This is a genomic window from Marinococcus tarijensis (assembly GCF_054971385.1).
Window position 1 is genome coordinate 31,282 of record NZ_JBQOJA010000014.1, and the last position, 21,724, is coordinate 53,005.

At 47.3% G+C, this 21,724-nt stretch carries 25 protein-coding genes and 2 riboswitches; of the genes, 8 read left to right on the forward strand and 17 right to left on the reverse strand.

Going from position 1 to position 21,724, the window contains the following annotated elements:
* Positions 1-215 precede the first annotated feature (215 nt).
* The 9 genes from ACTTK7_RS09530 to ACTTK7_RS09570 all read right to left on the reverse strand — a co-directional run bounded on the left by ACTTK7_RS09530 (position 216) and on the right by ACTTK7_RS09570 (position 6,754).
* On the reverse strand, positions 216-1,103 hold the full coding sequence (locus tag ACTTK7_RS09530) for a polyprenyl synthetase family protein (protein WP_462867707.1): 888 nt from the start codon (positions 1,101-1,103) through the stop codon (positions 216-218).
* Positions 1,100-1,336 (reverse strand): exodeoxyribonuclease VII small subunit, encoded by a 237-nt coding sequence (gene xseB / locus ACTTK7_RS09535; RefSeq protein WP_322525944.1) that lies wholly within the window; start codon positions 1,334-1,336, stop codon positions 1,100-1,102. Before xseB ends, ACTTK7_RS09530 begins: the two co-directional genes overlap by 4 nt.
* Positions 1,336-2,721, reverse strand: coding sequence for an exodeoxyribonuclease VII large subunit (xseA, locus tag ACTTK7_RS09540; RefSeq protein ID WP_462867709.1), 1,386 nt, complete (start codon positions 2,719-2,721; stop codon positions 1,336-1,338). Before xseA ends, xseB begins: the two co-directional genes overlap by 1 nt.
* Positions 2,722-2,725: 4 nt before the next feature.
* Positions 2,726-3,586, reverse strand: coding sequence for a bifunctional methylenetetrahydrofolate dehydrogenase/methenyltetrahydrofolate cyclohydrolase FolD (folD, locus tag ACTTK7_RS09545; RefSeq protein WP_462867711.1), 861 nt, complete (start codon positions 3,584-3,586; stop codon positions 2,726-2,728).
* Positions 3,583-3,996 carry a transcription antitermination factor NusB gene (gene nusB / locus ACTTK7_RS09550; RefSeq protein ID WP_022793584.1) on the reverse strand — a complete coding sequence of 138 codons (414 nt, stop codon included), beginning with the start codon at positions 3,994-3,996 and terminating at the stop codon, positions 3,583-3,585. The genes folD and nusB overlap by 4 nt, the downstream gene beginning before the upstream one ends.
* A gap of 96 nt (positions 3,997-4,092) precedes the next feature.
* Positions 4,093-4,497 (reverse strand): Asp23/Gls24 family envelope stress response protein, encoded by a 405-nt coding sequence (locus ACTTK7_RS09555; RefSeq protein ID WP_462867714.1) that lies wholly within the window; start codon positions 4,495-4,497, stop codon positions 4,093-4,095.
* A gap of 30 nt (positions 4,498-4,527) precedes the next feature.
* A complete protein-coding gene (locus tag ACTTK7_RS09560) occupies positions 4,528-4,911 on the reverse strand; it encodes a hypothetical protein (RefSeq protein ID WP_462867716.1) in 384 nt (127 codons plus the stop codon).
* 140 nt (positions 4,912-5,051) lie between these two features.
* Positions 5,052-5,609: an elongation factor P gene (gene efp, locus ACTTK7_RS09565; RefSeq protein ID WP_322525821.1), complete on the reverse strand. Its 558-nt coding sequence runs from the start codon at positions 5,607-5,609 to the stop codon at positions 5,052-5,054.
* A gap of 74 nt (positions 5,610-5,683) precedes the next feature.
* Entirely contained in the window at positions 5,684-6,754 is a 1,071-nt protein-coding gene (locus ACTTK7_RS09570; RefSeq protein WP_462867718.1) for a M24 family metallopeptidase, read from the reverse strand.
* Positions 6,755-7,195: 441 nt separating this feature from the next.
* On the opposite strand from ACTTK7_RS09570, the gene ACTTK7_RS09575 reads away from it, so the two are divergent.
* On the forward strand, positions 7,196-7,567 hold the full coding sequence (locus ACTTK7_RS09575) for a hypothetical protein (protein WP_462867720.1): 372 nt from the start codon (positions 7,196-7,198) through the stop codon (positions 7,565-7,567).
* Between the two features lie 20 nt (positions 7,568-7,587).
* Here ACTTK7_RS09575 and mntR read toward each other — a convergent pair whose 3' ends face one another.
* Positions 7,588-8,004, reverse strand: a complete 417-nt coding sequence (mntR, locus tag ACTTK7_RS09580) for a transcriptional regulator MntR (RefSeq protein ID WP_462867722.1) — start codon at positions 8,002-8,004, stop codon at positions 7,588-7,590.
* A 235-nt stretch (positions 8,005-8,239) separates the two neighbouring features.
* Between mntR and dat the strand changes: the two genes are divergently transcribed.
* The gene (gene dat / locus ACTTK7_RS09585; RefSeq protein WP_462867724.1) at positions 8,240-9,115 is read left to right on the forward strand and encodes a D-amino-acid transaminase; all 876 of its coding nucleotides are present in this window, start codon (positions 8,240-8,242) and stop codon (positions 9,113-9,115) included.
* A gap of 77 nt (positions 9,116-9,192) precedes the next feature.
* On the opposite strand, the gene ACTTK7_RS09590 is transcribed toward dat, so the two are convergent.
* Positions 9,193-10,029: a lipoate--protein ligase family protein gene (locus ACTTK7_RS09590; RefSeq protein ID WP_462867726.1), complete on the reverse strand. Its 837-nt coding sequence runs from the start codon at positions 10,027-10,029 to the stop codon at positions 9,193-9,195.
* Between the two features lie 164 nt (positions 10,030-10,193).
* On the opposite strand from ACTTK7_RS09590, the gene ACTTK7_RS09595 reads away from it, so the two are divergent.
* Positions 10,194-10,586: a rhodanese-like domain-containing protein gene (locus tag ACTTK7_RS09595; protein ID WP_022793593.1), complete on the forward strand. Its 393-nt coding sequence runs from the start codon at positions 10,194-10,196 to the stop codon at positions 10,584-10,586.
* 69 nt (positions 10,587-10,655) lie between these two features.
* Here the strand turns inward: ACTTK7_RS09595 and gcvPB are convergent, their stop codons facing one another.
* Genes gcvPB through gcvT form a run of 3 tightly spaced genes read right to left on the reverse strand, consistent with a single transcriptional unit; the run spans position 10,656 to position 14,628 of the window.
* Positions 10,656-12,137 (reverse strand): aminomethyl-transferring glycine dehydrogenase subunit GcvPB, encoded by a 1,482-nt coding sequence (gene gcvPB / locus ACTTK7_RS09600; RefSeq protein ID WP_462867728.1) that lies wholly within the window; start codon positions 12,135-12,137, stop codon positions 10,656-10,658.
* Complete coding sequence (gene gcvPA / locus ACTTK7_RS09605) at positions 12,124-13,485, reverse strand: aminomethyl-transferring glycine dehydrogenase subunit GcvPA (protein ID WP_462867730.1); 1,362 nt, start codon at positions 13,483-13,485, stop codon at positions 12,124-12,126. The genes gcvPB and gcvPA overlap by 14 nt, the downstream gene beginning before the upstream one ends.
* A gap of 18 nt (positions 13,486-13,503) precedes the next feature.
* Positions 13,504-14,628 carry a glycine cleavage system aminomethyltransferase GcvT gene (gene gcvT, locus ACTTK7_RS09610; RefSeq protein WP_462867732.1) on the reverse strand — a complete coding sequence of 375 codons (1,125 nt, stop codon included), beginning with the start codon at positions 14,626-14,628 and terminating at the stop codon, positions 13,504-13,506.
* Positions 14,629-14,692: 64 nt separating this feature from the next.
* Positions 14,693-14,781, reverse strand: a riboswitch (glycine riboswitch).
* 3 nt (positions 14,782-14,784) lie between these two features.
* A riboswitch (glycine riboswitch) is annotated at positions 14,785-14,873 on the reverse strand.
* Positions 14,874-15,066: 193 nt separating this feature from the next.
* Here gcvT and ACTTK7_RS09615 point away from each other — a divergent pair.
* Entirely contained in the window at positions 15,067-15,708 is a 642-nt protein-coding gene (locus tag ACTTK7_RS09615) for an MBL fold metallo-hydrolase (protein WP_462867733.1), read from the forward strand.
* 101 nt (positions 15,709-15,809) lie between these two features.
* Here ACTTK7_RS09615 and ACTTK7_RS09620 read toward each other — a convergent pair whose 3' ends face one another.
* Both ACTTK7_RS09620 and ACTTK7_RS09625 read right to left on the reverse strand, forming a co-directional pair.
* Complete coding sequence (locus tag ACTTK7_RS09620) at positions 15,810-16,964, reverse strand: CapA family protein (protein WP_462867735.1); 1,155 nt, start codon at positions 16,962-16,964, stop codon at positions 15,810-15,812.
* A gap of 95 nt (positions 16,965-17,059) precedes the next feature.
* The gene (locus ACTTK7_RS09625) at positions 17,060-17,533 is read right to left on the reverse strand and encodes a hypothetical protein (RefSeq protein WP_462867737.1); all 474 of its coding nucleotides are present in this window, start codon (positions 17,531-17,533) and stop codon (positions 17,060-17,062) included.
* A 216-nt stretch (positions 17,534-17,749) separates the two neighbouring features.
* Between ACTTK7_RS09625 and ACTTK7_RS09630 the strand changes: the two genes are divergently transcribed.
* From ACTTK7_RS09630 to ACTTK7_RS09645, 4 genes are all read left to right on the forward strand, one after another.
* On the forward strand, positions 17,750-18,022 hold the full coding sequence (locus ACTTK7_RS09630; RefSeq protein ID WP_462867739.1) for a hypothetical protein: 273 nt from the start codon (positions 17,750-17,752) through the stop codon (positions 18,020-18,022).
* 156 nt (positions 18,023-18,178) lie between these two features.
* The gene (locus ACTTK7_RS09635) at positions 18,179-19,309 is read left to right on the forward strand and encodes a 5-methyltetrahydropteroyltriglutamate--homocysteine S-methyltransferase (protein WP_462867740.1); all 1,131 of its coding nucleotides are present in this window, start codon (positions 18,179-18,181) and stop codon (positions 19,307-19,309) included.
* A 158-nt stretch (positions 19,310-19,467) separates the two neighbouring features.
* Positions 19,468-19,830, forward strand: coding sequence for a DUF2513 domain-containing protein (locus tag ACTTK7_RS09640; RefSeq protein ID WP_462867742.1), 363 nt, complete (start codon positions 19,468-19,470; stop codon positions 19,828-19,830).
* A gap of 515 nt (positions 19,831-20,345) precedes the next feature.
* Positions 20,346-21,053 (forward strand): 3D domain-containing protein, encoded by a 708-nt coding sequence (locus ACTTK7_RS09645; protein WP_462867744.1) that lies wholly within the window; start codon positions 20,346-20,348, stop codon positions 21,051-21,053.
* 76 nt (positions 21,054-21,129) lie between these two features.
* On the opposite strand, the gene cynS is transcribed toward ACTTK7_RS09645, so the two are convergent.
* Positions 21,130-21,576 (reverse strand): cyanase, encoded by a 447-nt coding sequence (gene cynS / locus ACTTK7_RS09650; protein ID WP_462867746.1) that lies wholly within the window; start codon positions 21,574-21,576, stop codon positions 21,130-21,132.
* Between the last annotated feature and the right edge of the window lie 148 nt (positions 21,577-21,724).

The window sequence follows — 21,724 nt, forward strand, 5'->3', positions numbered from 1 at the left end:
CACATGCCATTGTGGATCGCCCTTACGCCTTAACTCCCAGCACCGACCCAGGGCTGGGCGCCGCAAGCCGACGCCAGGAACTTCATCGATGTGCCCTTCAGCGGATTTTTAGGCCCGCCTTCGAAAATGGAGAACCGACTAGGATACTGCACCATTCAACTTTTCAGAATTATTTTAGCATGGTTTTTCTGTTCTGAAAACTAATTCGTTCTGCTTTAGTGATTGCGCTGACCAACATATTGGAGAAAGGCTGTTAAAAGAGACGTATCTACTGCGATGCGCCCGAGCAGCTTTTCTGCCTGTTCAATATGATGGGCAAGTTTCTCTTTTGCCCCTTCAAGGGTCAGCAGTTTTGGATATGTGCTTTTTTCTTTCGTTTCATCGCTTCCGGAGGACTTTCCCATTTCCTCGAGGGATCCTTCAACATCCAGAATATCATCCTTAATTTGAAAAACGAGACCGAGTTCACGGCCAAACGCACGCCAGTTTTCCACATCTTCGACTGCCGCTTCTGCTATCAGCGATCCGGAAACAGCAGCGAAGGTCAGCAGATCTCCCGTTTTATGATGATGAATGTATTCGAGCTCCTCCAGGGTGAGAGACTGCTTCTCCCCTTCGAGGTCAGCCATCTGGCCGCCGACCATGCCTTCGCTTCCAGAGGCCTCAGCCAGCTCCTGCACCAGCTGTAGTCTGGCAGCGGCAGAAGCCGGCCGTTCCGATTCCACAATCCAGGAAAAGGCTGTCGTCTGCAGAGCATCCCCCGCTAAAATGGCAGCGGCCTCCCCAAATTTTTTATGATTCGTCGGCTGTCCCCGGCGCCAGTCATCATCGTCCATTGACGGCAGATCATCATGGACGAGCGAATACGTATGAATCAGCTCCACGGCAGACGCGGCCGGAAGATCCTCTTCTTCCACCGGGCGGTAGCATTGGAGCACAGCCAGTGAAAGCAATGGACGCACGCGTTTCCCTCCTGCTTCGAGAGAATAAAGCATCGCTCCTTTCAGCGTCTCCGGCGTTTTTAATGCACGTACCCGGTCAGTCAGAGCCCGGTCGACAGACGGCCGATATGTATCGAAAAAATGCTGAAGGTCCCCATTCATTCGCCCGGCTCCTCGTTTTCAAGCGGTGTTACCTCTCCGTTCTCATCCACAATTTCGTCCATCTGCTTTTCAACCTTCTGCAGCTTTTCGTGACACGTGTTGGAAAGCGTCATGCCCTCCTGATACATCGTGATCGCTTTTTCCAGAGGCACTTCACCCTCCTCAAGCCGTTCTACGATCTGCTCGAGTTTTTCCATCGCCTGTTCAAAAGTTTGTTCCTGTTCTGCCAAGATTACCGCTCCTTTTCCGGACGGGAAAGTGCCTCAAAGCCATCTTCCCCTTTTTCTTTAACTTCACATTGCAGATATCCATCCGTCATATACATCCGCAGGCGGCTTCCTTCGTCTGCCTGGGCAATCGAAGACAGCACCTTATCATTTTCGTCGTAAGCAACATTGTAGCCACGCTGTAAAATAGCAAGCGGATTCAGCAGTTCAAGCGCCTGCAGCGATTTTGCAAAAGTGGCTTTTTTCCGTTCCACCTGCTGATTCATCGCTTTTTGCAGCCGGGCCCGCTTTTCGTACATCCGTTCGCGTTCAAGTTCGATTAAGCGCTCGGGGTGCTGGCGCATAAGCCGCTTTTCTGTTTCTTCAAGCTTCTGTCTGCTTGTTTTTACCGTCTGCAGCGTCTGCTTTTCAAGCCGTTCCATCATCCGATCAAGATCCTGTTCCTTTTGCTCAAACAGGCGGGCCGGGTATTTAAATGCATACGAACGACGAAGCTTGGCAAGCCGGGTGCGCTGCTCCTGTATTTTATAATTCATCTGCCGGTGCAGGCGTTGCTGCAGCTGCCGGACTTTTTCTTCGAGTTCGCTGATCATCGGGACGGCTATCTCAGCAGCCGCTGTCGGCGTCGCTGCCCGCACATCCGCAGTAAAGTCGGCAATCGTGACATCTGTTTCGTGTCCCACCGCGGAAATCACCGGCACGCTTACGTTCCGGATGGCTCGTGCCACCACTTCTTCGTTAAACGCCCACAGGTCTTCGATAGAGCCGCCTCCACGCCCAACAATGACTACATCTGCGCTGGTCATTTTTTCGACTCTTTCAAGAGCCCGGGTGACCGATCCCGGCGCCTGTTCCCCCTGCACCAGCACAGGGAACAGCGTGATTTTCACCGGGGGAAAACGCCGCTTCAGGGTGGATACAATGTCCCGTATGGCGGCACCGGTCGGCGACGTGATTACGACGATATGCCTTGGGATGGGTGGGAGCGCACGCTTATGCTCCTGTGCAAACAGCCCTTCAGCCTCCAGCTGTTTTTTCAGCTGTTCAAAGCGTACGTACAGCTGTCCGATACCATCCGGCTCCATCGCGTTCACATACATCTGATACTGGCCGAAAGGCTCATACACAGAGACGCTGCCTGTTATGAGAACCTTCATGCCGTTTTCCGGAATAAAAGAAAGGTTTTTGTTTTTTCCGGCAAACATAACCGCCGATATTCTCGCCTGCTCGTCTTTCACGGTGAAATACATGTGACCCCTGCTGTGCTTTTTAAAGTTCGAGATTTCTCCGCGCAGCCATACTTTCTGAAGCCCCGGGTTCTGTTCGATGGAACGCTTGATGGCCCCCGTCAGCTGGGAAACGGAAATCCATTTATCTGCAGGTGACTGCATGCCCTCATGCCTCCTGCCGGTGAAAACGTTTAGCAGACTGCAGCGTGTTGTAGAGGAGCATCGTAATCGTCATCGGACCGACGCCACCCGGTACCGGCGTGAGATACGAGGCTTTCTCGCTCACTTCTTCAAAATCAACGTCCCCGCACAGCTTTCCGTCATCCTTGCGGTTCATCCCGACGTCTATCACGACAGCTCCCGGTTTAACATCTTTTCCTTTTACGAATTCCTGCCGGCCAATGGCCGCGATCAAAATATCTGCCGACTGCATGTACGACTCCAGGTCTTTCGTGCGTGAGTGGCAGTGGGTAACCGTGGCATTTTTATTTAAAAGCAGCTGCCCCATTGGTTTACCGACGATATTGCTTCGTCCGAGAACGACAGCATGTTTGCCTTCAATTGAAACTCCGGTGTATTCAAGCATTTTAATAATGCCGTATGGAGTACAAGGGAGAAATGCCTCCTGACCGGTCATCATCCGGCCGATGTTGATGGGATGAAATCCATCTACATCTTTATCAGGCGAAATGGTTTCAATTACTTTTTTATCCGAAATGTGGTCCGGCAGCGGCAGCTGCACCAAAATTCCGTGGATATCTTCATTGTCGTTATAATCCTTTACAATCTGTAAAAGTTCTTCCTCAGTAACTGATTCCGGCAGTTCTTTTAATTCTGAATGGATACCGACTTCTTTAGACGCCTTCTGCTTTCCTTTGACATACGACCTCGAAGCCGGATTATCTCCTACTAAAACCACGGCAAGTCCAGGTATTTGCTCTCCATTATTCCAGGAGGCGACCTCCTGCCTGATTTTCTCACGCAATGAAGCTGCTACTTCTTTGCCGCTGATCAGTTGGGCACTCATTCGCTCTCTCTCCCTTCCCGCTCACAATCGCTTAAAATATTCGACAGCACGCCGTTGACAAATTTCCCTGCCTCTACACCGCCGAATGCTTTGGCCAGTTCAATGGCTTCATTGACGCTTACATGCAGCGGAATATCAGGCACATATAACATCTCATGAACGCACTCTCTTAAAATAGCCCGGTCCACGTTCCCAACCCGTTCAAGAGTCCAGTGTTCAAGCTGATCTACGAGTCGTTCATCAATTTCTACTAGGTGTTCCCATACGCCATGCACCGCAGAAATCAGAAATTCATCTGCTTCTTCATCCTCGAGCATGGAATTTTTTATTGCCTGGTCCGCATCAACATCTGTAATATCCATCTGGTACAGTGCCTGTACGGACCGAAGCCTGGCTAAACGTCGATTCATTTCGTGTTCTCCTTTTCTCCTATGTACCCGGAGCCGTATTCGTAAATGAAAGAAGGACGGCTGTCCCGAAAAACGGTGGCGGGAGAGCCCCCCTGTTCATTTTTCCTGTTCCTGTAACGGCTGCTCTTCTTCAGGGAACTGCAGGCCGATAATGTGTACGTTCACCGCATTGATGTGAATATCTGTCATGCCCCGTACGGTCTGCTGAATGTTTTCCTGTACCTGCTTAGCCGTGATGGGCACAGAGCTTCCGTAATGAATCAGCATGCTGATCGTTACCACCGCACCGCTTTCAGTCAAGTCTATCTTCACGCCTTTACCGTATGATTTCCGGCCGAGACGCTCGGCTACATCATCTGCGATGCTGCCCTGCAGGTCATATACCCCTTCGACTTCGAGCGCGGCAATGCTTGCCACTACTTCAATCACGTCCCGGGCAATCTCAATATTTCCCAGGCTTTCTTTTTCTTCGCCTATCGTAAGCAGCGTATATTCACTCACAGCGCTCCCCGCTTTCTATGCAGCATGATTTTATTCGTCCTGCTCCGCCTCTGCTTCTGCTCTTTCTTTTTCTTCTGCTTCTTTCTGCTTTTGTACGTATTCGTATTTATATTGGCGGAATACGGGATATTCAGAAAGGTTCTCAGGGATTTTTCCTTTTTCAAGCAGAATCAATTTGACAATATCCTTATTCCGGGCCATATGATACTTTTCTCCGTACTCATTTTCTTCAGCAAACTGTTTAATGCTCTGGTAATCTTCTTCCTGAATCGATACAGTATATTCATGGCCGGGTTCTCCGTACTGGTGCTCAAACCCTATTTCAAATTCCACGATCTGTATTTGGTCGCTTTTCATATTGCGGGTCTGTTCGAGTACCGCTTTTGCGCCTTCCGTTAAATCATTCCATTCCATATAATAGCCTCTCTTTCCGTATTACCGCTCAAAATTCCATTCCATTATATCACGGTGATTCTGCAATTTCACCGGTCCGGAGCTGCCTGCGTCTATTTGTTCAAGAAAAAACGGCCTCCCCAATGGCAGGCCGTTAGTTTTTAGGCACGGGAGGCGTATGCGCCGGTCCTTGTATCGACCACGATCCGCTCGCCTTCTTCAATGAAAATAGGGACCTGCAGACGGTAGCCGGTCTCCACCACTGCCGGCTTGGAGCCCCCGGACTGAGTGTTACCTTTAATACTTGGGTCTGTTTCTTTGACTTCAAGCTCTACCGTATTAGGCACTTCAACACCAAGTGTTTCTGTCCCGTAACTGGTAATGGACACTTCCATGTTTTCTTTCAGAAAGTTTAATTCATACTTCAGCTGGTCGCTTGTCAGCTCCATTTGATCAAACGTCTCCATGTCCATAAATGTATGCACATCACCGCTTGCATACAAATACTGCATTTTCCGGCGTTCGATGTGGGCATTGTTCACTTTTTCACCCGCGCGGAAAGTTTTCTCCTGAATGTTACCCGTACGCAGACTCCGGAGTTTGGAGCGGACAAATGCTGCCCCTTTTCCAGGCTTTACGTGCTGGAATTCGACAACCGTCCAGATATCGCCGTCTGTTTCAATGGTGAGTCCTGTTTTAAAATCGTTAACTGAAACCATAAACGTTCCTCCACTCTTCAATTGATCGATTATTACTATATCACAGCTGTGCGTTTTTTTATACGCGCCCCCGGTTAATTGCCGACAATCGTCAGCTCTTTTGCGGAGTAGCTGAGCTTTTGGATGCCTGTTTCGGTAATAAGAACGTCGTCTTCTATTCGAACGCCGCCAAGCTCCGGTACATAAATCCCCGGTTCAATGGTAATCACCATGCCCGGCTCGAGCTTGACATCGCTTTTCGGGGAAACGCCCGGCTGTTCATGCACTTCCATACCGAGTCCATGCCCGAGGCTGTGGCCGAAGCGTTCGCCGAACCCTTCTTTATTAATATGCTCCCGTGCGATCGCATCTGCTTCTTTTCCGGTCATTCCCGGCCCAACCTGCTCCACAGCCTTCATCTGGGCCTCATACACCGTCTGATATATTTTTTTCAGGTCGTCATTGGGTTCACCGACAGCGAGGGTTCTTGTAATGTCCGAGCAGTAGCCGTTCACGTAAGCCCCGAAATCAAGCGTCACCAGCTCCCCATCCTCTATCACTTTATCGGAAGCGATACCGTGAGGAAGAGCACCTCTCCACCCCGAAGCAACGATTATATCAAATGAAGATCCCGCTGCCCCGTTTTTTCTCATATAAAATTCCAGCTCGTTACTTACATCGAGCTCGGTCATGTTCGGGGCGATGATCGATTTAATGTGTTCAAACGCATCCTCAGCAATATTGACCGCTGTCTGGAGCTTTTCCACTTCTTCTTTAGATTTGTACGCCCGCTGCTTTTCCACGATTCCCGATACCGGAGAAAGGGATCCGCTTAATTTTTCTCTCATATCTTCAAACTGTGCATAGGTTACGTGCTGCTTTTCAAACCCAATGGAGGTCACTTCTTCGCTTTGGGCAATCTCTTCGACCGTATCCCATGCCGAGCCCCTCTGCTCGATCACCTCGAAATCAAGGGCTTCATCATTAGCCTGCTCCACATAACGAAAATCCGTAATCAGCCGGGCCGATTTTTTTGTGATAACCAGCGTACCGGCCGAACCGGTAAAACCACTCACATAACGGCGATTGTAAGGGCTTTGTATCACTAGAGCGTCGAGCTTTTTATGTTCAAGGTCTTCCCGAATACGTGCTGTGATCTCATGCATTACCGACACCTCTTTTTCGATTAACTTTGCTTCCCTGTTTATCGTAACACAACGCCCGGTAGGGAAACAGACATTAGGAGGGTGGAAAGCTTCATTTATATATCACGTGTATTTTCATTAGAATATGGGAATATTAATATTACCGTGAGAGAATGTTTAAAAGTAGCGCATTTCAAATCTTTATTGTAAAATTTAAGTACTATTTCTACTAACACTCTCTCACCCCTAACGCCCTATGCCTCTGAAGAAAGTTTTACTGCCTCGCCCAGCGGGTATGGAAGTAAATCTTCTCAAGGAAGCTGTCCGATCCGGGAAGAAGGATATCAGGGTATTTCTGATTTTTACTATTTAATGCACTATACTATTTAATCAATTTTCGATATAACTGTCCCTGCCCGCTGATCATGCATGAAAATTTTAACGAAACGAGAGGTGTGTTCCATGCAGCAAGCGCTGAAAAATCCCATTGCCACTGTTGTGCTGGGACTTGCCATTTTAGGGGTGGGTTACCGGCTCGTAACAGACCCGCTTGGTCTGCTTCTTTACCTTGTTATTGGTGCAGCTATCGCTGTTGGATTATATTTCCTTTTCACAAAAGTTATCATGAAACGCGCGATGATGAACCAATACCAAGCCGGCTCTAATGCTGCTTCGGGTCGATCCGGAGCAGCGAAAGGCACTCAGGCGAAAAATTTTAAACAGGCCCAGAAGCAGCAGAAGAAAAAATCCGCTAAAAACTCCAGTAAACGACGGAACGATGCAAATCTGAAAGTAATTCAGGGAAACAAAAACCGAAAAAAAGATCGGGCGTAAAATAAACGCCTGATCTTTTTTTATTCGTATGAACGCTGAACATCGCGCAGCGCCTGCACACGTTCATCATCCTCTTCAAAATACTGAAGAACATCTCCAATACGATCAATCGCATCCCAGCTGAGATGATGTTCAATTCCCTCCACATCGGCATATATTTTGTCCTCATCCACACCGATAATATGTAAAAACTTCTCAAGCAGTTCATGCCTGTAAACCAGGCGCTTTCCTATTTTATTTCCTTTTGAAGTCAGCACAAGTCCCCGATACCGTTCATAAATCAGATATTCCATTTTATCGAGTTTCTGGACCATTTTTGTTACCGAGGAAGGATGCACCTCGAGCGTCTCTGCAATGTCCGAGACCCGCGCATATCCTTTTGATTCAATTAGCTGATAAATCCGCTCTAAATAATCTTCCATACTAGGAGTCGGCATCGAGACCCTCCAATAAATATGATAAAAAACGTCACACAAAAAAATTGGCTTTCTTCATTTTAACGAAACTATTTCTAAAAAACAAACCTTCTTTTTCTTATAATTAACCCCTATTTCAAAATTGCCCCTAAGAAACTTTTTTGTTTTCTGAATAATTCTTTCCCTTTTGAAGAGCTTTTCTTTTTTTCGGATCTGCAATCTTGTACAATATAAAGTATTGAAGGAGGCAGCATTCATGAGCTATGTGATGTATAACGAATCCATCATTCCAAAAGAGGAAGCCGCTATTTCATTTGACGACCGCGGGTATTATTTTGGCGACGGCATTTATGAAGTGATCCGGGTATACAACGGAAAATTATTCCTCCAGGAAGGTCATCTTGAGCGTTTCCAGGACAGTGCTTCTAAACTCGACCTGGCCGTTCCGTATTCCCCCGATACTATGAAATCGCTTCTCCGCCGGTTGATTAATAAAAACGGGCTTACCACGGGCTATATTTACTTTCAGCTGACCAGAGGTATTCAGGCCCGGGATCATTTGTATGAACGCGGCAACGCGCCTGTATTAACCGGTTTTACAAAGGCAGCCGAGGTGCCGTTTGCTAAGCAGGACGACGGTATTGATGTGTACGCCACTGAAGACATCCGCTGGCTTCGCTGTGACATAAAAACCATTAACCTGCTCGGAAACGTGCTCGCTAAACGGGCCGCAGAGGACCATCACTGTGCAGAGGCTCTCCAGCACCGCGGGGACGTTATTACAGAAGGGTCTTCCACTAACGCCTTTATTGTTAAGGATGAAACGATTATTACCCATCCGCAGAGCAATTATATTCTCGAAGGTATTACTAAACGCTATGTGCTTCAGCTTGCAAAGCAGCTGAATATTCCCGTTGAACAACGTCCGTTTACTATCGGGGAGGCCCAGGAGGCTGAGGAAATGTTTATGACGAGCACTTCAATTGAAATTGTACCTGTGCGATCCATTCAGGGCTCCTTTGAAGCCAGATATGGACATTCTCCGGTAACGAGAGAGCTGCTTGGAGAATTCCGCCGGGAGGTCGAACTATTCGAAGCAGGGGACACCCAGCCGCTTGTCACCTATAACTAAGTATTTATACGCGTAATCAATAAAAGACCGCTCCGGAGCGGTCTTTTATATTTTGATGCCGTTATTTATGCACTGTATCAGCGTCTGAAATTCCATTCCTCCGACTGGTAGCGCTCTTTGGCCAGCTTCTGCACCTCTTGTTCCTGGTCGGTGGTCAGCTTATATTCTTCAAGGCCGGCATTCAGACCGGCGGCAAACCCTTCCTTAAATGCTTCGCGCAGATCGCCAAGGGTAAATGGTTTATCCGTCAGCTCATTAATTGCTACAGCCTTGCTTTTAAATGCTTTCTGCATTCTTTCCCGCACGCGCGCGCTCGGATATTTAAACAAATCGAACAATTTATCCTCATCAAGATCCAGTATAATCGAACCGTGCTGCAGGATAACGCCGCGCTGTCTCGTCTGGGCACTTCCGGCAATTTTCCGGTCCTCCACCACCAGCTCATACCACGACGAGGCATCAAAACAGTTAGCCGAACGGGGATTCTTCAAAGAATCCTCTTCTTCCTTCGTTTTCGGCACGGAAAAATAAGCATCCAGGCCGAGCTTTAAAAATCCCTGCAGAATCCCTTCCGACAGCACGCGGTAGGCTTCCGTCACCGTTTCCGGCATTTCCGGATGGTCTTCTGACACGATGATGCTGTAGGTCAGCTCCTGATCATGCAGAACCGCCCGGCCTCCCGTCGGCCGGCGCACAAAACCTACGCCGTGCTTTTCCACTGCATCCATATCAATATCTTTCTTCGCCTTTTGGAAGTAACCGACCGACAGCGTCGGCGGATTCCATCCGTAAAATCTGATCACCGGCGGAATCTGTCCTTCACTGTGCCATTGCAGCAGCTTTTCATCGAGCGCCATATTATAGGCCGGGGACTGGTTGCCTGAATCTATAAAAAGCCAAGTATCTTTTGCCATTAGTGCTCATCTCTCTTTCTCGATTTTTCCCTTTCCATTGTAGCAGAGATCGCTGCTTTCCATATATAAAAATGACCGCCCGTTAATTAGAAATCTAGCAAAACAACAGGGTTATGCGTTATAATTAATTTGCAATCGACCTGGAAAGAGGTGAAATAATATATATGATATTTGAATGGTTATGGGTAGTGCTTATTGCGGTATTAGTTTTTCTTATTGTACGCCGGTTTGTCGGCCCGAAAGACTTAACTGCATTACCACAGGAAGATTTTATTAAAGGCTATCGCAAAGCCCAGCTCATCGATGTGCGTGAGCCGAAGGAATATGACGGCGGCCACATCCTCGGGGCCCGGAACATTCCTGTTTCCCAGATGAAGCAGCGGATGGTGGAGATCCGGGAAGACCAGCCTGTTTATTTATACTGCCAATCCGGCATGCGTTCAAAGCAAGCTGCAAAATTGATCAAAAAGCATAAGGGAAACCGGGATATCTATCACCTGAAAGGCGGCTTCAAGCGCTGGACAGGTAAGATCAGCAAAAAGAAAAAAAGCGCATAATTAAAAGGAAGAGCGGAGATGCTCTTCCTTTTTTGCAATGTTTGAAGCCCAAAGACCTCATAGGCTTATTTATTTCATGGACTTGAGCGACGTTTCAGTATTATATGTCAGCACAGGTTTACGTGCCGCCAGCGTCTCATCCAGCCTTCCGACTACAGTAGTGTGAGGCGCTTCCTGCACCATTTCCGGGTCTTCTTCTGCTTCTTTGGCAATTCCGATCATCGCGTTTGCAAACGCATCAAGCGTTTCCTTCGCTTCGGTTTCTGTCGGTTCGATCATCATGCACTCTTCGACGTTGATCGGAAAATAAATGGTCGGCGGATGATAACCATAATCAAGCAGGCGTTTAGCCATATCGAGCGTACGTACGCCGAGCTTTTTCTGGCGGCGGCCCGAAATCACAAATTCGTGCTTGCAGTGACGGCCGTAGGGGAGGTCAAAATACGGCTCAAGCCGTCTCATTAGATAATTGGCGTTTAATACAGCATACTCTGATACTTTTCTGAGTCCCTCTGCACCCATCGTACGGATATACGTGTAGGCACGCACGTTAATACCAAAATTACCGTAATACGGCTTCACGCGGCCGATGGAATACGGCCGGTCTTTATCCCAGTAGTACTTATCATTTTCTTTTGAAAGCACTGGCCCAGGCAGATAAGGAATCAGCTCTTTTTTCACGCCAACCGGTCCACTGCCGGGCCCTCCGCCTCCGTGAGGGCCGGTAAAAGTTTTATGCAGGTTCAGGTGAACGACATCAAATCCCATATCCCCAGGTCTTGTGATGCCCATAATGGCATTGGAATTCGCCCCGTCATAATAGAGCCGGCCACCAGCCTGATGGATTGTATCGGCCATTTCCATAATATCTTCCTCAAACAAACCGAGTGTGTTCGGATTCGTGAGCATGAGGGCAGCCGTTTTTTCGCCCGTTACTTCTTTTAAATGCTCAAGGTCCACCAGCCCGCGTGCATCGGTCCGGACCGTTACATGATCGAATCCTGCCACTGTTGCCGAAGCAGGGTTTGTTCCGTGCGCAGAGTCGGGCACGATCACCTCCGTACGTTTTGTTTCTCCATTCGCTTCGTGAAGCGCTCGTATCAGCATCAAACCGGTCCACTCTCCCTGGGCACCGGCCGCCGGCTGCAGCGTTACTTCATCCATACCGGTTATTTCAGCAAGCGCCTGCTGCAGGTCGTACATCATTTCGAGATTCCCCTGCACCTGTGCTTCCGGCTGGTACGGGTGCGTCGCGGCAAAACCGGCCATGCGGGCTGTTTCTTCATTGATTTTCGGATTGTATTTCATCGTGCAGGACCCAAGGGGGTAAAAGCCTGAATCCACTCCGTAATTTCGATTCGAAAGCGCCGTATAGTGGCGCATCAACTGCAGTTCAGATACTTCCGGCAGTGCCGGCTCTTCTTCCCGGATATTAGCCCCCGGCAAAATGTCACTCAGGCTTTGTACAGGTATATTCGTCTCCGGAAGGGAATACGCTACCCTACCTGGTTTGCTTTGTTCGAAAATTAACGGCTGGTTAGGCTGTTTCATGTACAAGCACCTCCAAATGTTTGGCAAAGGTCTCCAGCTGTTCTCTTGTGCGAAGTTCGGTCACGCATACGAGCATCTGCCCGTTTTTATCCGCCGAAACCTCGCTTAAATCATACCCGCCGATGATTCCCTGCCTGAATAGCTGTTCATTCACTTCTGCAACGGGACGGCCGAGATCAACAACAAATTCATTAAACGATGGTGACTCATGGACAAGCTCGATGCCTTTTTGTTTGAGCAGCTGTTTAAAGAAATGAGCACTTTTAACATTTCGTTCGGCCGTTTCCTTCAGCCCTTTTTTACCGAGAGCCGTCATTGCGACAGAAGCAGCCAGCGCGTTCAGAGCCTGGTTTGAACAAATGTTGGATGTCGCTTTGTCCCGTCGGATATGCTGCTCTCTTGCCTGCAGCGTCAGTACATAGCCCCGGCTTCCGTCTTCATCCTCCGTCTGTCCGACAAGACGTCCGGGAACCTTCCGAATATGCTTTTTAGTGGTGGCAAAAAACCCGCAGTGAGGTCCGCCAAACTGCATTGGAATACCAAGCGGCTGAGCGTCTCCTGCCACAATATCCGCCCCGAAACGTCCCGGCGGCGTCAGGACGCCGAGCGCGAGGGGGTTTGCCGACACAATCATCAGCGAGTTTTCTTTATCGGCTGCCTGCCTTACAGCAGCTAAATCTTCAATAGTCCCATAAAAGTTTGGGTACTGCACGATCACTCCTGCGGTATCAGCATCAATCATGTCTTCAAGCTTACCTATGTCGGTACGTCCATCCTTTTCGGGAACGATTTTCACTGTAAGTCCGGGACCGGCAGCGTATGTTTTCAATACATCGAGCGCTTCAGGGTGAACGGTTCCAGAAACGACGATGGTGCGGCGCCTTCCCCTGTTTTCACTTGCGGCCATCAATGCTGCTTCTGCGAGCGCCGTCGGCCCGTCATACATAGACGAATTAGCGATATCCATTCCTGTAAGTTCACTGATCATCGTTTGAAATTCAAAGATTGCCTGCAGCTCACCCTGCGAAATTTCCGGCTGGTACGGAGTATACGCCGTGTAAAATTCCGAGCGCCGGAGCACGTGATCGACGACTGTCGGTATATAATGCTCGTACACACCTGCCCCGAGATAGGAGACGCACTCCTGTACATTAGTATTTCCGTCGCTGAGGCGCTTCATTTCCTTTAGAAGGTCCGTTTCCCCAAGAGCTTTCGGCAGGTTCATTTCTCCGGAAAAGCGTATATTTTCCGGCACGTCCTCAAACAGTTCACCGACCGACTCCACGCCAATTGTTTTAAGCATTTCTTCTTTATCCTCGCCGGTTACCGGCAGATAGCGATAATCCATACCTGATGCCTCCTCTGTTTATTTTTCTCTTTTATAAAAAGGTACAGCTGCCACTTTTGCCCGTTTGGCTTTGCCCCGCACATCCACTTCGACAGCCTGATCCAGATTTGTCCATTCGATATTCAGAAGTGCAAGTCCCACGTTTGTTTTCAGCGTCGGCGACTGAGTGCCTGTAGTGACCCAGCCGATTTCCTCCCCGTCATCATTGTGTACCATGTAACCTGGGCGGGGTATGGCTTTATCAACCATTTCGATCCCGACGAGCTTACGTTTTAAGCCCGTTTCTTTTTGTTTTTTTAAAGCTTCTTTACCAATAAAATCGTCCTCCTGCTTCAGCTTTACGCAAAATCCGATGCCTGCTTCAAGCGGTGTAATATCTGCGCTCAGCTCCTGGCCGTAAAGCGGCAGCTTTGCTTCAAACCTCAAGGTGTCCCGCGCACCGAGACCGCATGGAATGAGTTCTTCCGATTCTCCTGCTTCCATGATCGTCTCCCAGCAGCGGATGGCCTCTTCAGCCCGGCAGTATAATTCAAAGCCGTCTTCTCCGGTATAGCCGGTTCTTGAGATGATAATATTTTCCGCTTCTCCGACTGAAGCGCCGGCAGAAAAACGAAAAGGCAGAATCTCTGAAAGAGAAGCATCGGTTATTTTCTGCAGCACTGCTTCTGCCATCGGGCCCTGGACAGCAATTAGTGCTGTATCCTCCGAAATATCGGTAATACTTACGTTTTTCGTTACGTGGCGGCGGAGCCATTCCAGATCTTTTTCAATATTGGATGCGTTTAAAACGAGCATGTATTTTTCCTTTTCGAGCTGGTACACGAGCAGATCGTCAACCGTACCTCCATCTTCATAGCACATGGCGGTATAAAGCGCTTTTCCGGGTTCTGCATTTTTTATGTTATTTGTGAGCATATACTGCAGAAATTCAGCAGCACCCTTCCCTTCTATGATCGCCTCACCCATATGGGAAACGTCAAACAGACCAGCCTTTGTACGAACCGCCTCGTGTTCGTTTTTGATGCCAGAAAACTGAACAGCCATTTCCCACCCGCCAAAATCGACGGTTTTTGCTCCGTATTTCTCATACACAGGATACAGGGGAGTTCGTTTTAATTCTGCCAAGAAAATCACCTCATTCATTATTTTCTGAAAAATCAAAACAGGAAAAAGCATAAAAAAGACAGAACTCCATAAACTATGGAAGCTCTGTCCTATAACCAGAAAGTTTCTCCTTTCCGTCGTACGGAAAGAGTGTCTTCGTGGGTGGCTTCTAAAAAGAAGCGCTCTCCAGAGGAGCGTCCAGTAAGAGTCTGTTTGCCTGAGAGATTCACCTGTTACGGCTTGCTCCTTCGGCGCTGCCGGGCAGTCTCTCCCCTTACCATCATCCGCGCATTATATGTACACCTTTATTTGCTCATATTCTATCACTAATTCAGTTAAAAACCAATGCTGAAAAAAATTAACCCGAACATTTTCGAAAAGTTTACCATTATCATTCGTTCATTACTTTGGATCGGTCATTTCTTCTTACAGAAATATTGTTTATACTAAAACCAGCATAAAAATTGGAGGGAAACTATGAACTGGAAACAGCTTCCACTGGGACCACTGCAGACAAACTGCTATGTTCTGTACGATAATGATAAAAACGCCGTGATTATTGACCCGGCAGGAGATGCCGATAAACTGATCACCTATCTTCAGGAAAACGAGATGCGTCCTGTCGTCATTCTGTTAACCCATGCCCATTTTGATCATATTGGTGCGCTTGATGCCGTGCGGGAAGCCTATGATATCCCTGTTTATCTTCATGAGCAGGAAAGTGACTGGCCTGGGGACGCCCAAAAAAACGGATCCGGACGCATGATGCCGGAGGCTGCATTTACTGCAAAGCCCGCGGATCATCTGCTGCAGTCTGAAGGAACGCTTCAATTCGGCGCCTTTGAATTCCAATGGCTTCATACGCCGGGTCATTCGCCGGGGAGTGTTTCCTACTGGCATAAAGAAACCAATACAGTCTTCTCCGGCGATGTATTGTTTTCAGGCGGTGTTGGCCGTACCGATCTCTACGGAGGCGACATGGATACACTGTTAGCCTCCATTCATGAGCAGCTGCTGGAACTCCCGGAAAATACGGTAGTAGCCTGCGGCCACGGTCCCTTCACCGATATTGGAGCCGAAATGGATTCCAATCCGTTCATTAATGGGTTCGGCGCATAATAAGTAAAAAGACCTCTGTTTAAAATCAGAGGTCTTTTAGTATCCTGATACAGTAATTGAAATTATCTAGGCTTCCCGTCCAGCTTCAGACGGTTAGTACCTTAATCGTTTTCTTCGATCCATTGGTACACATGCTCGCGCAGCTCCTCTTCGGTTTCGCCGCCTTCAGCCGGGTGGTCTGCTTCGGCCATCGGCTTCACGGTATACTGGTCTTCAGGACCTGGAACAACCTGGGTAAAATCAACGTTAGGCTCTGTAATCTTCACGTCTTCCCCGTCTTTTTCCACATCGAATGTAGCAATGCCGCCTGTATCGGTATGTTCCTGATCCTGCCCGGAATAGAAATTACCGAGAGAATAATAAACAAGTGTTTCATTGCCTTCTTCACCCTCTACCCATTCCATCGGCTGAAGCACGTGAGGGTGATGACCGATAACTACGTCCACTTCCAGGTCTGCAAGAAATTGGGCCAGCTCTTTCTGTTCTTCATTTGGAAGCCGCTCATATTCATCACCCCAGTGCATATTTACGACCACGACGTCTGCGTCATCTCTCATCGCTTCGACGTCTTCCTGTATCTGTTCCTTGTCAATTTTCTGAACGACATATTCATGCCCCTCCGGCACCTCGATGCCGTTCAGGCCGTAAGTATAGGAGAGAAAGCCTACATCCACGTCTTTTACGTCCACAATACGCTGCCGCTCTGCATCTTCTTCGTCCTTATATACGCCTACGTAATCCATACCTGTCTGCTCATAATGATTAATCGCATTGTTTACAGCATCCATTCCACGGTCAAGCGTATGGTTATTGGCCCCGGAGAGCATGCCCACTCCGGCATCCTGAAGATCGTCTACGATTGCATATGGACTGTTAAAGGAAGGATAGGCTGATAAGCCAAGCTCTTCGCCGCCGGGTATTGATTCCTGGTTCACAATCGTGTAATCCGGTTCTTCAAGCATCGGAGCAACCGCCTTCAGCGCCGGGGTGAAATCGCACTCCCCGTCTTCTTCCATTCTTTTATATACACGCCCGTGCAGCAAAACGTCTCCGGCCGCGCCAATCGTAACGCTTTCATCTTCCTGCTTCTGATTTTCGGAATCTTCTTCCGTCTGTGCTTCTGAATTTTCATTCTGCGCCTCTGAGTTTTCATTCTGTGTCTCAGAATTTTCATTTTCCCCGGTAGATTCCCCGGCACTGCTGCAGCCACTCAAAAGGAAAATCCCGCACGCTAATCCATAATAAAGTTTTCGCATGACGTCCTCTTTTCTTTTAAATAGAATTCCTAGTCTAAATATACTATAAGTTTACTAATATATTCATTGGAATTGAAGAGGTCTTCATGCATTTTTTATGACTGCCGGGTCGAAATATTTTTCCTTCCACACAAAGCCAACGTTCCAAGGAGACCCGCAAGCGGCACAATCACCCACCATTCCTGATAAAGCAGAGGGTACGAAAAATTCTTCGAGGTTAATGGGAATAAAAACTGGGTACCGTTTCCCAGAAAATCAATCAGCATAGAGCCGATGGCCAGTGTAAAAAATGCAGCTGTCCAGGCCTTAGGGAAGCCTCCCCCGAGCACGCGGTGGACAACCGGGGCGAAAGCTGCCGCAATAAATGGCATGGTCAGCAGCGTATGAAAAATATAGTTGCCAAACAGCTTCGGGATATCCGGTACAAGCACCATCACACCGAACGCCATCACCTTCAAGCGCCGCGAAACAGTTAAATTCCGACTTCCGTAAAATATATACATTACTGCTGCACCGGTCAGCAGATGCAGCAGTGTACTCGGTACATGTTCAATCAAAATTTCAATCAAAGGCCGTTCCTTCTTTCTGCGGGAGATGATTATTTTATTCACGGTTTTCTTTTTTCATAAACTTCATCCAAAATGCTTTAAACAGCTGGGTTGAATGATACAGCTTCCGGGGTATGGAAAGAAAAGCAGCTAAACTATTGTCAGGAGGAACTTTATAATGACCCCCGTAGAAAAACCGTCTGCGCTAAACCGGGCGAGAAAAAAAAAGCCCCCGCCATGAAGGCAGAAGGCGAGTTTGCCCGCCAGCTTAAAGCTATTCTCGTTTTTCAGCAAATCGATAAGCAGACTGCTGACAAAATGGACAACAGCTTCCGTCCCAAAAAAACGATTTATGCCCTCACCGGGGAAAAACTGAGTATGAAAGATATTGCGTTTGTCATCAAATTGAAAGGCTTTAACGGCCTTTACCGTTTATTTTCCGCTTACAATGCTGTTTATCATACAAATGACCTCGGGGAGCCGGTGGTTGTCTTTCAGCGGCGCCTTTAACGGACCGCGTACGAAAGAAATCCCCATTCGCTTTTCATTTTCCTGGAAGTACGTCCTGCTTCTGAGGGTTTCTGTAGACAAACCATCATCGGCTTCCATATACTATTAGTAGGAAAAACATACAGGTATTTTTGAATTATTACATATTACAGAGGAGTGGATGGTTTGACAAAAGCACCGTTTCGCGCAGAACACGTAGGAAGCTTTCTCCGTCCGGAGCGACTCAAAAAAGCCCGGCAGCAGTATACAGAGGGAGAATTAAGCGCTGAGGCGCTATGGGACATTGAAAATGAAGAAATTACTGCTCTTGTTGAAAAGCAAAAAGAAGCTGGTCTCCCGGTCGTTACAGATGGTGAATTCCGCCGCGCCTGGTTCCATCTCGATTTTATGCAGGAGGTCGAAGGGGCAGAATTTATTAAATTGGACCACGGCCTTGTATTCAGTGATAATACTGAAACAAAAGCCGAAGGGGTTAAAGTTGTTAATAAATTAGCTTTTCGCGACCACCCTGTTGTCCGTGAGTACGAATTCCTGCACAGCCTGAAAGGGGAACACGCCGCCCGCGTGACAGTTCCAAGTCCAAGCATGTTTATTTTCCGGACTGTAGTCGAAGAAGAAAAAAATGTTTATCAGTCCGAAGCTGAGTTGTTTTCAGATCTCGTGCAGGTGTATAAGGATACGATACAGGCTCTTTATAAGGCTGGCTGCCGCCACCTTCAGTTTGATGATACGACCTGGTCTTTATTTCTCGGCGCTGAAAAGGACAAGGACCTCGTACTTTCCGGTGGCCTGCTTGAAGCACGCGGTTTGGACCCGAAAGAAACTCTGGACATGTTTGTAAACACCGTCAATGAAGCGATCGCTGATAAACCTGAAGATATGCGGATCTATATGCATGTCTGCCGTGGCAACTACAAGTCCACCTATGCATCCAGCGGCAGCTACGACGCTGTTTCAGAATATATGTTCAGTAAATTAAACGTCGACGCCCTCCTGCTGGAATTTGATGACGAGCGCTCCGGAGGCTTTGAACCATTAAAGTATGTGAACCGCAGTGATCTGCAGGTGGTTCTCGGTTTAATCACTTCGAAATTTCCTGAACTTGAAGATACGGATTTAATTAAATCCAGGCTGCAGGAAGCAGAAAAATATGTACCACTTGAACAACTTGGTTTAAGCCCTCAATGCGGCTTTGCTTCTACCGAAGAAGGCAATATTCTCACTGAAGAAGAGCAATGGGCGAAAGTGCGCCATGTCGTTTCTCTTGCCGAAGACGTCTGGAAATAAGCATTCGGAAAAAGAAGCCGGCGTTTCCCGGCTTCTTTTTTAACAGGTGCGTACGAGAATATTCCTTATCAAAACACCAGAGCAGGTAAATCTTTTCTGGCATTTAAGTCAGTCCAAATATTATAATTTCAGTAAGTATAAAAAAGGTGGAAGATAAAATGGTTATGGAACGAGACATGGAATCAATCAGGAAGCTTTTGATTGACTTGAAAGAGCAAAAGCCCGGCTTCAGCCTCACATCTAAAAACGAAGAAACCGATTACTACATGTATCTGCTCACCGACGGAGGCCTGATCGAGGCTACCCGGCATAAAACCTTGAGTAAGCAGGTGACAAGCTACCATAATATTAAAATTACATTTGCCGGCCATGATTTCATTGACGTTGCCGAAGACGACAATATTTGGAACAAAACAAAGGAAAAAGCCATGGAAAAAGGATGGTCGATGTCCAATATCCCTCTGACTGTCCTGACAGATTTACTTAAAATCACCCTTTATCAGCATTTAAGCAACGACTGACGCACAACTAATTTCTCACGATTTATGTTTTCCACATAGCTTTCTAAGAGCCTCCTGATAATTCAGGGGGTTCTTTGTTGTACTGCGGAGTGTTTTTCCCCGCCCTGCCCCCCTTTTTTCTTCTGCAGCATATTACAGCCTTACTGATGTTTATAGATTAGTTCATTCCTCACGAAACGTCAAAATTAGGTTATTTTTCTCACGTTTTTCATTTGTAATATTACGTTCGTTTTTTCATTGGAATCTTAAGTTAAATTGCCTTAAAACCTTAATTTAAAGGGATTTTATAAATATTACACATAATTTCTCATATATTTCATAAAGCTTAATCTTGTTACGTTTGCATTACATTCGTCCTATTCGCTTGAAAGTTCTTCTTCTTCAAGTTAAATTTACAAACGTGCGATAGGTTGTTTTCACATACGCATCCAATACTAATTTGTTTACGTTCATTCACCCTTAATGCTTACTAAATAAAAAAATTTTTATACTCTCCGAGGAGGAATTTTTCAAACATGATGAAATCTACGAAAGCTTCACATTGGATCGGCGGCGCAGTTCTTGGTACAGCTTTAGCTTTTGCAGCACCAGCGGTAAGTGATGCATCAGACAGCCTACTGATCCAGGGAGACTCCAATGACTCTGTATCCGAAGCCCAATCTGTACTCGATGATAAAGGATATTACGATTATGAAGTAGACGGGATTTTTGGTTCGATTACAGCAGCAGCTGTCCGTGATTTCCAGGCTGATGAAGGTCTTACAGTCGACGGCATTATTGGCCCGAATACAAAAGCAGCGCTGTACGGAGAAAGCTCCAGCAGCTCCAGTGATAACGATACTGAAGAAAGCTCTGAAGCAGACGACAGTGATAATGAAGCTGTAGAATCTGCCTCCACTTCCGAAAGCAGCAGCTCTGAAGACACCTCCGGCGGAGAGTCCATGACAGTCGAAGCCACTGCTTATACGGCAGACTGCGCAGGCTGCAGCGGCATTACAGCTACCGGTGTAAATTTAAATACTAACCGTTATGCGAAAGTAATAGCTGTAGACCCTGACGTAATTCCACTTGGCTCTGAAGTACAAATTGAAGGCATGGGTACTTATACGGCAGCGGATACCGGCGGAGCGATAAACGGAAACCGTATTGACGTTCACGTTCCAAGTAAGTCCGAAGCTTATTCCTTCGGCCGTCGAAGCGTGGAAGTAACCGTAGTAGATTAATCTACTTATAAGCTTTTATAAATACAGAGCCGCCTCTCCATCAAATTGGAAAGGCGGCTTTATTGTGTTTACTCGTTCACCACTTAGTATATGGAAGAAATTTGCCGTTCAACGTGACAACCACCCGGTCCCCTTTTGGGTCTTCCTCACGTTCTACATCCATTTTAAAGTCAATGGCGCTCATAATACCATCACCAAATTCCTCATGAATGATTTCCTTTAATGTCGTTCCGTATACCTGAGTAATTTCATGAAAACGGTAAATAAGCGGATCTGTCGGAACGCCTTCGCTTAGAGAACCTTTGTACGGCACAGCCATCAGTTCATGCTTAATTTCTTCATAAGGAACTTCGAGGTAGTTAATGAGCGCGTCTGCTTCTTTTTCGTCCATTGATGCCTGACCCTGAATTACAGCAGCAACCCAGGTTTTATTGCGGCCCACGGCTTCCGCTAGATCCTGATAAGTAGCTCGCTTCCTGTTTTTTGCTTCTATCAGCTTGGCGGTGACTTCACTCATTTCCATTATTTTGTCCCCTTCCTTATTCTGTTCTCCTTCACTTTAACATGCACCCATTCCCCTGATACATGATTTTTGCCATCTTCTTTCAGGCATCTTCCATTCAACCTGCTTTCACCCTAGTTCCAAAAGCTTATTTTTTGTTCAATCGCTG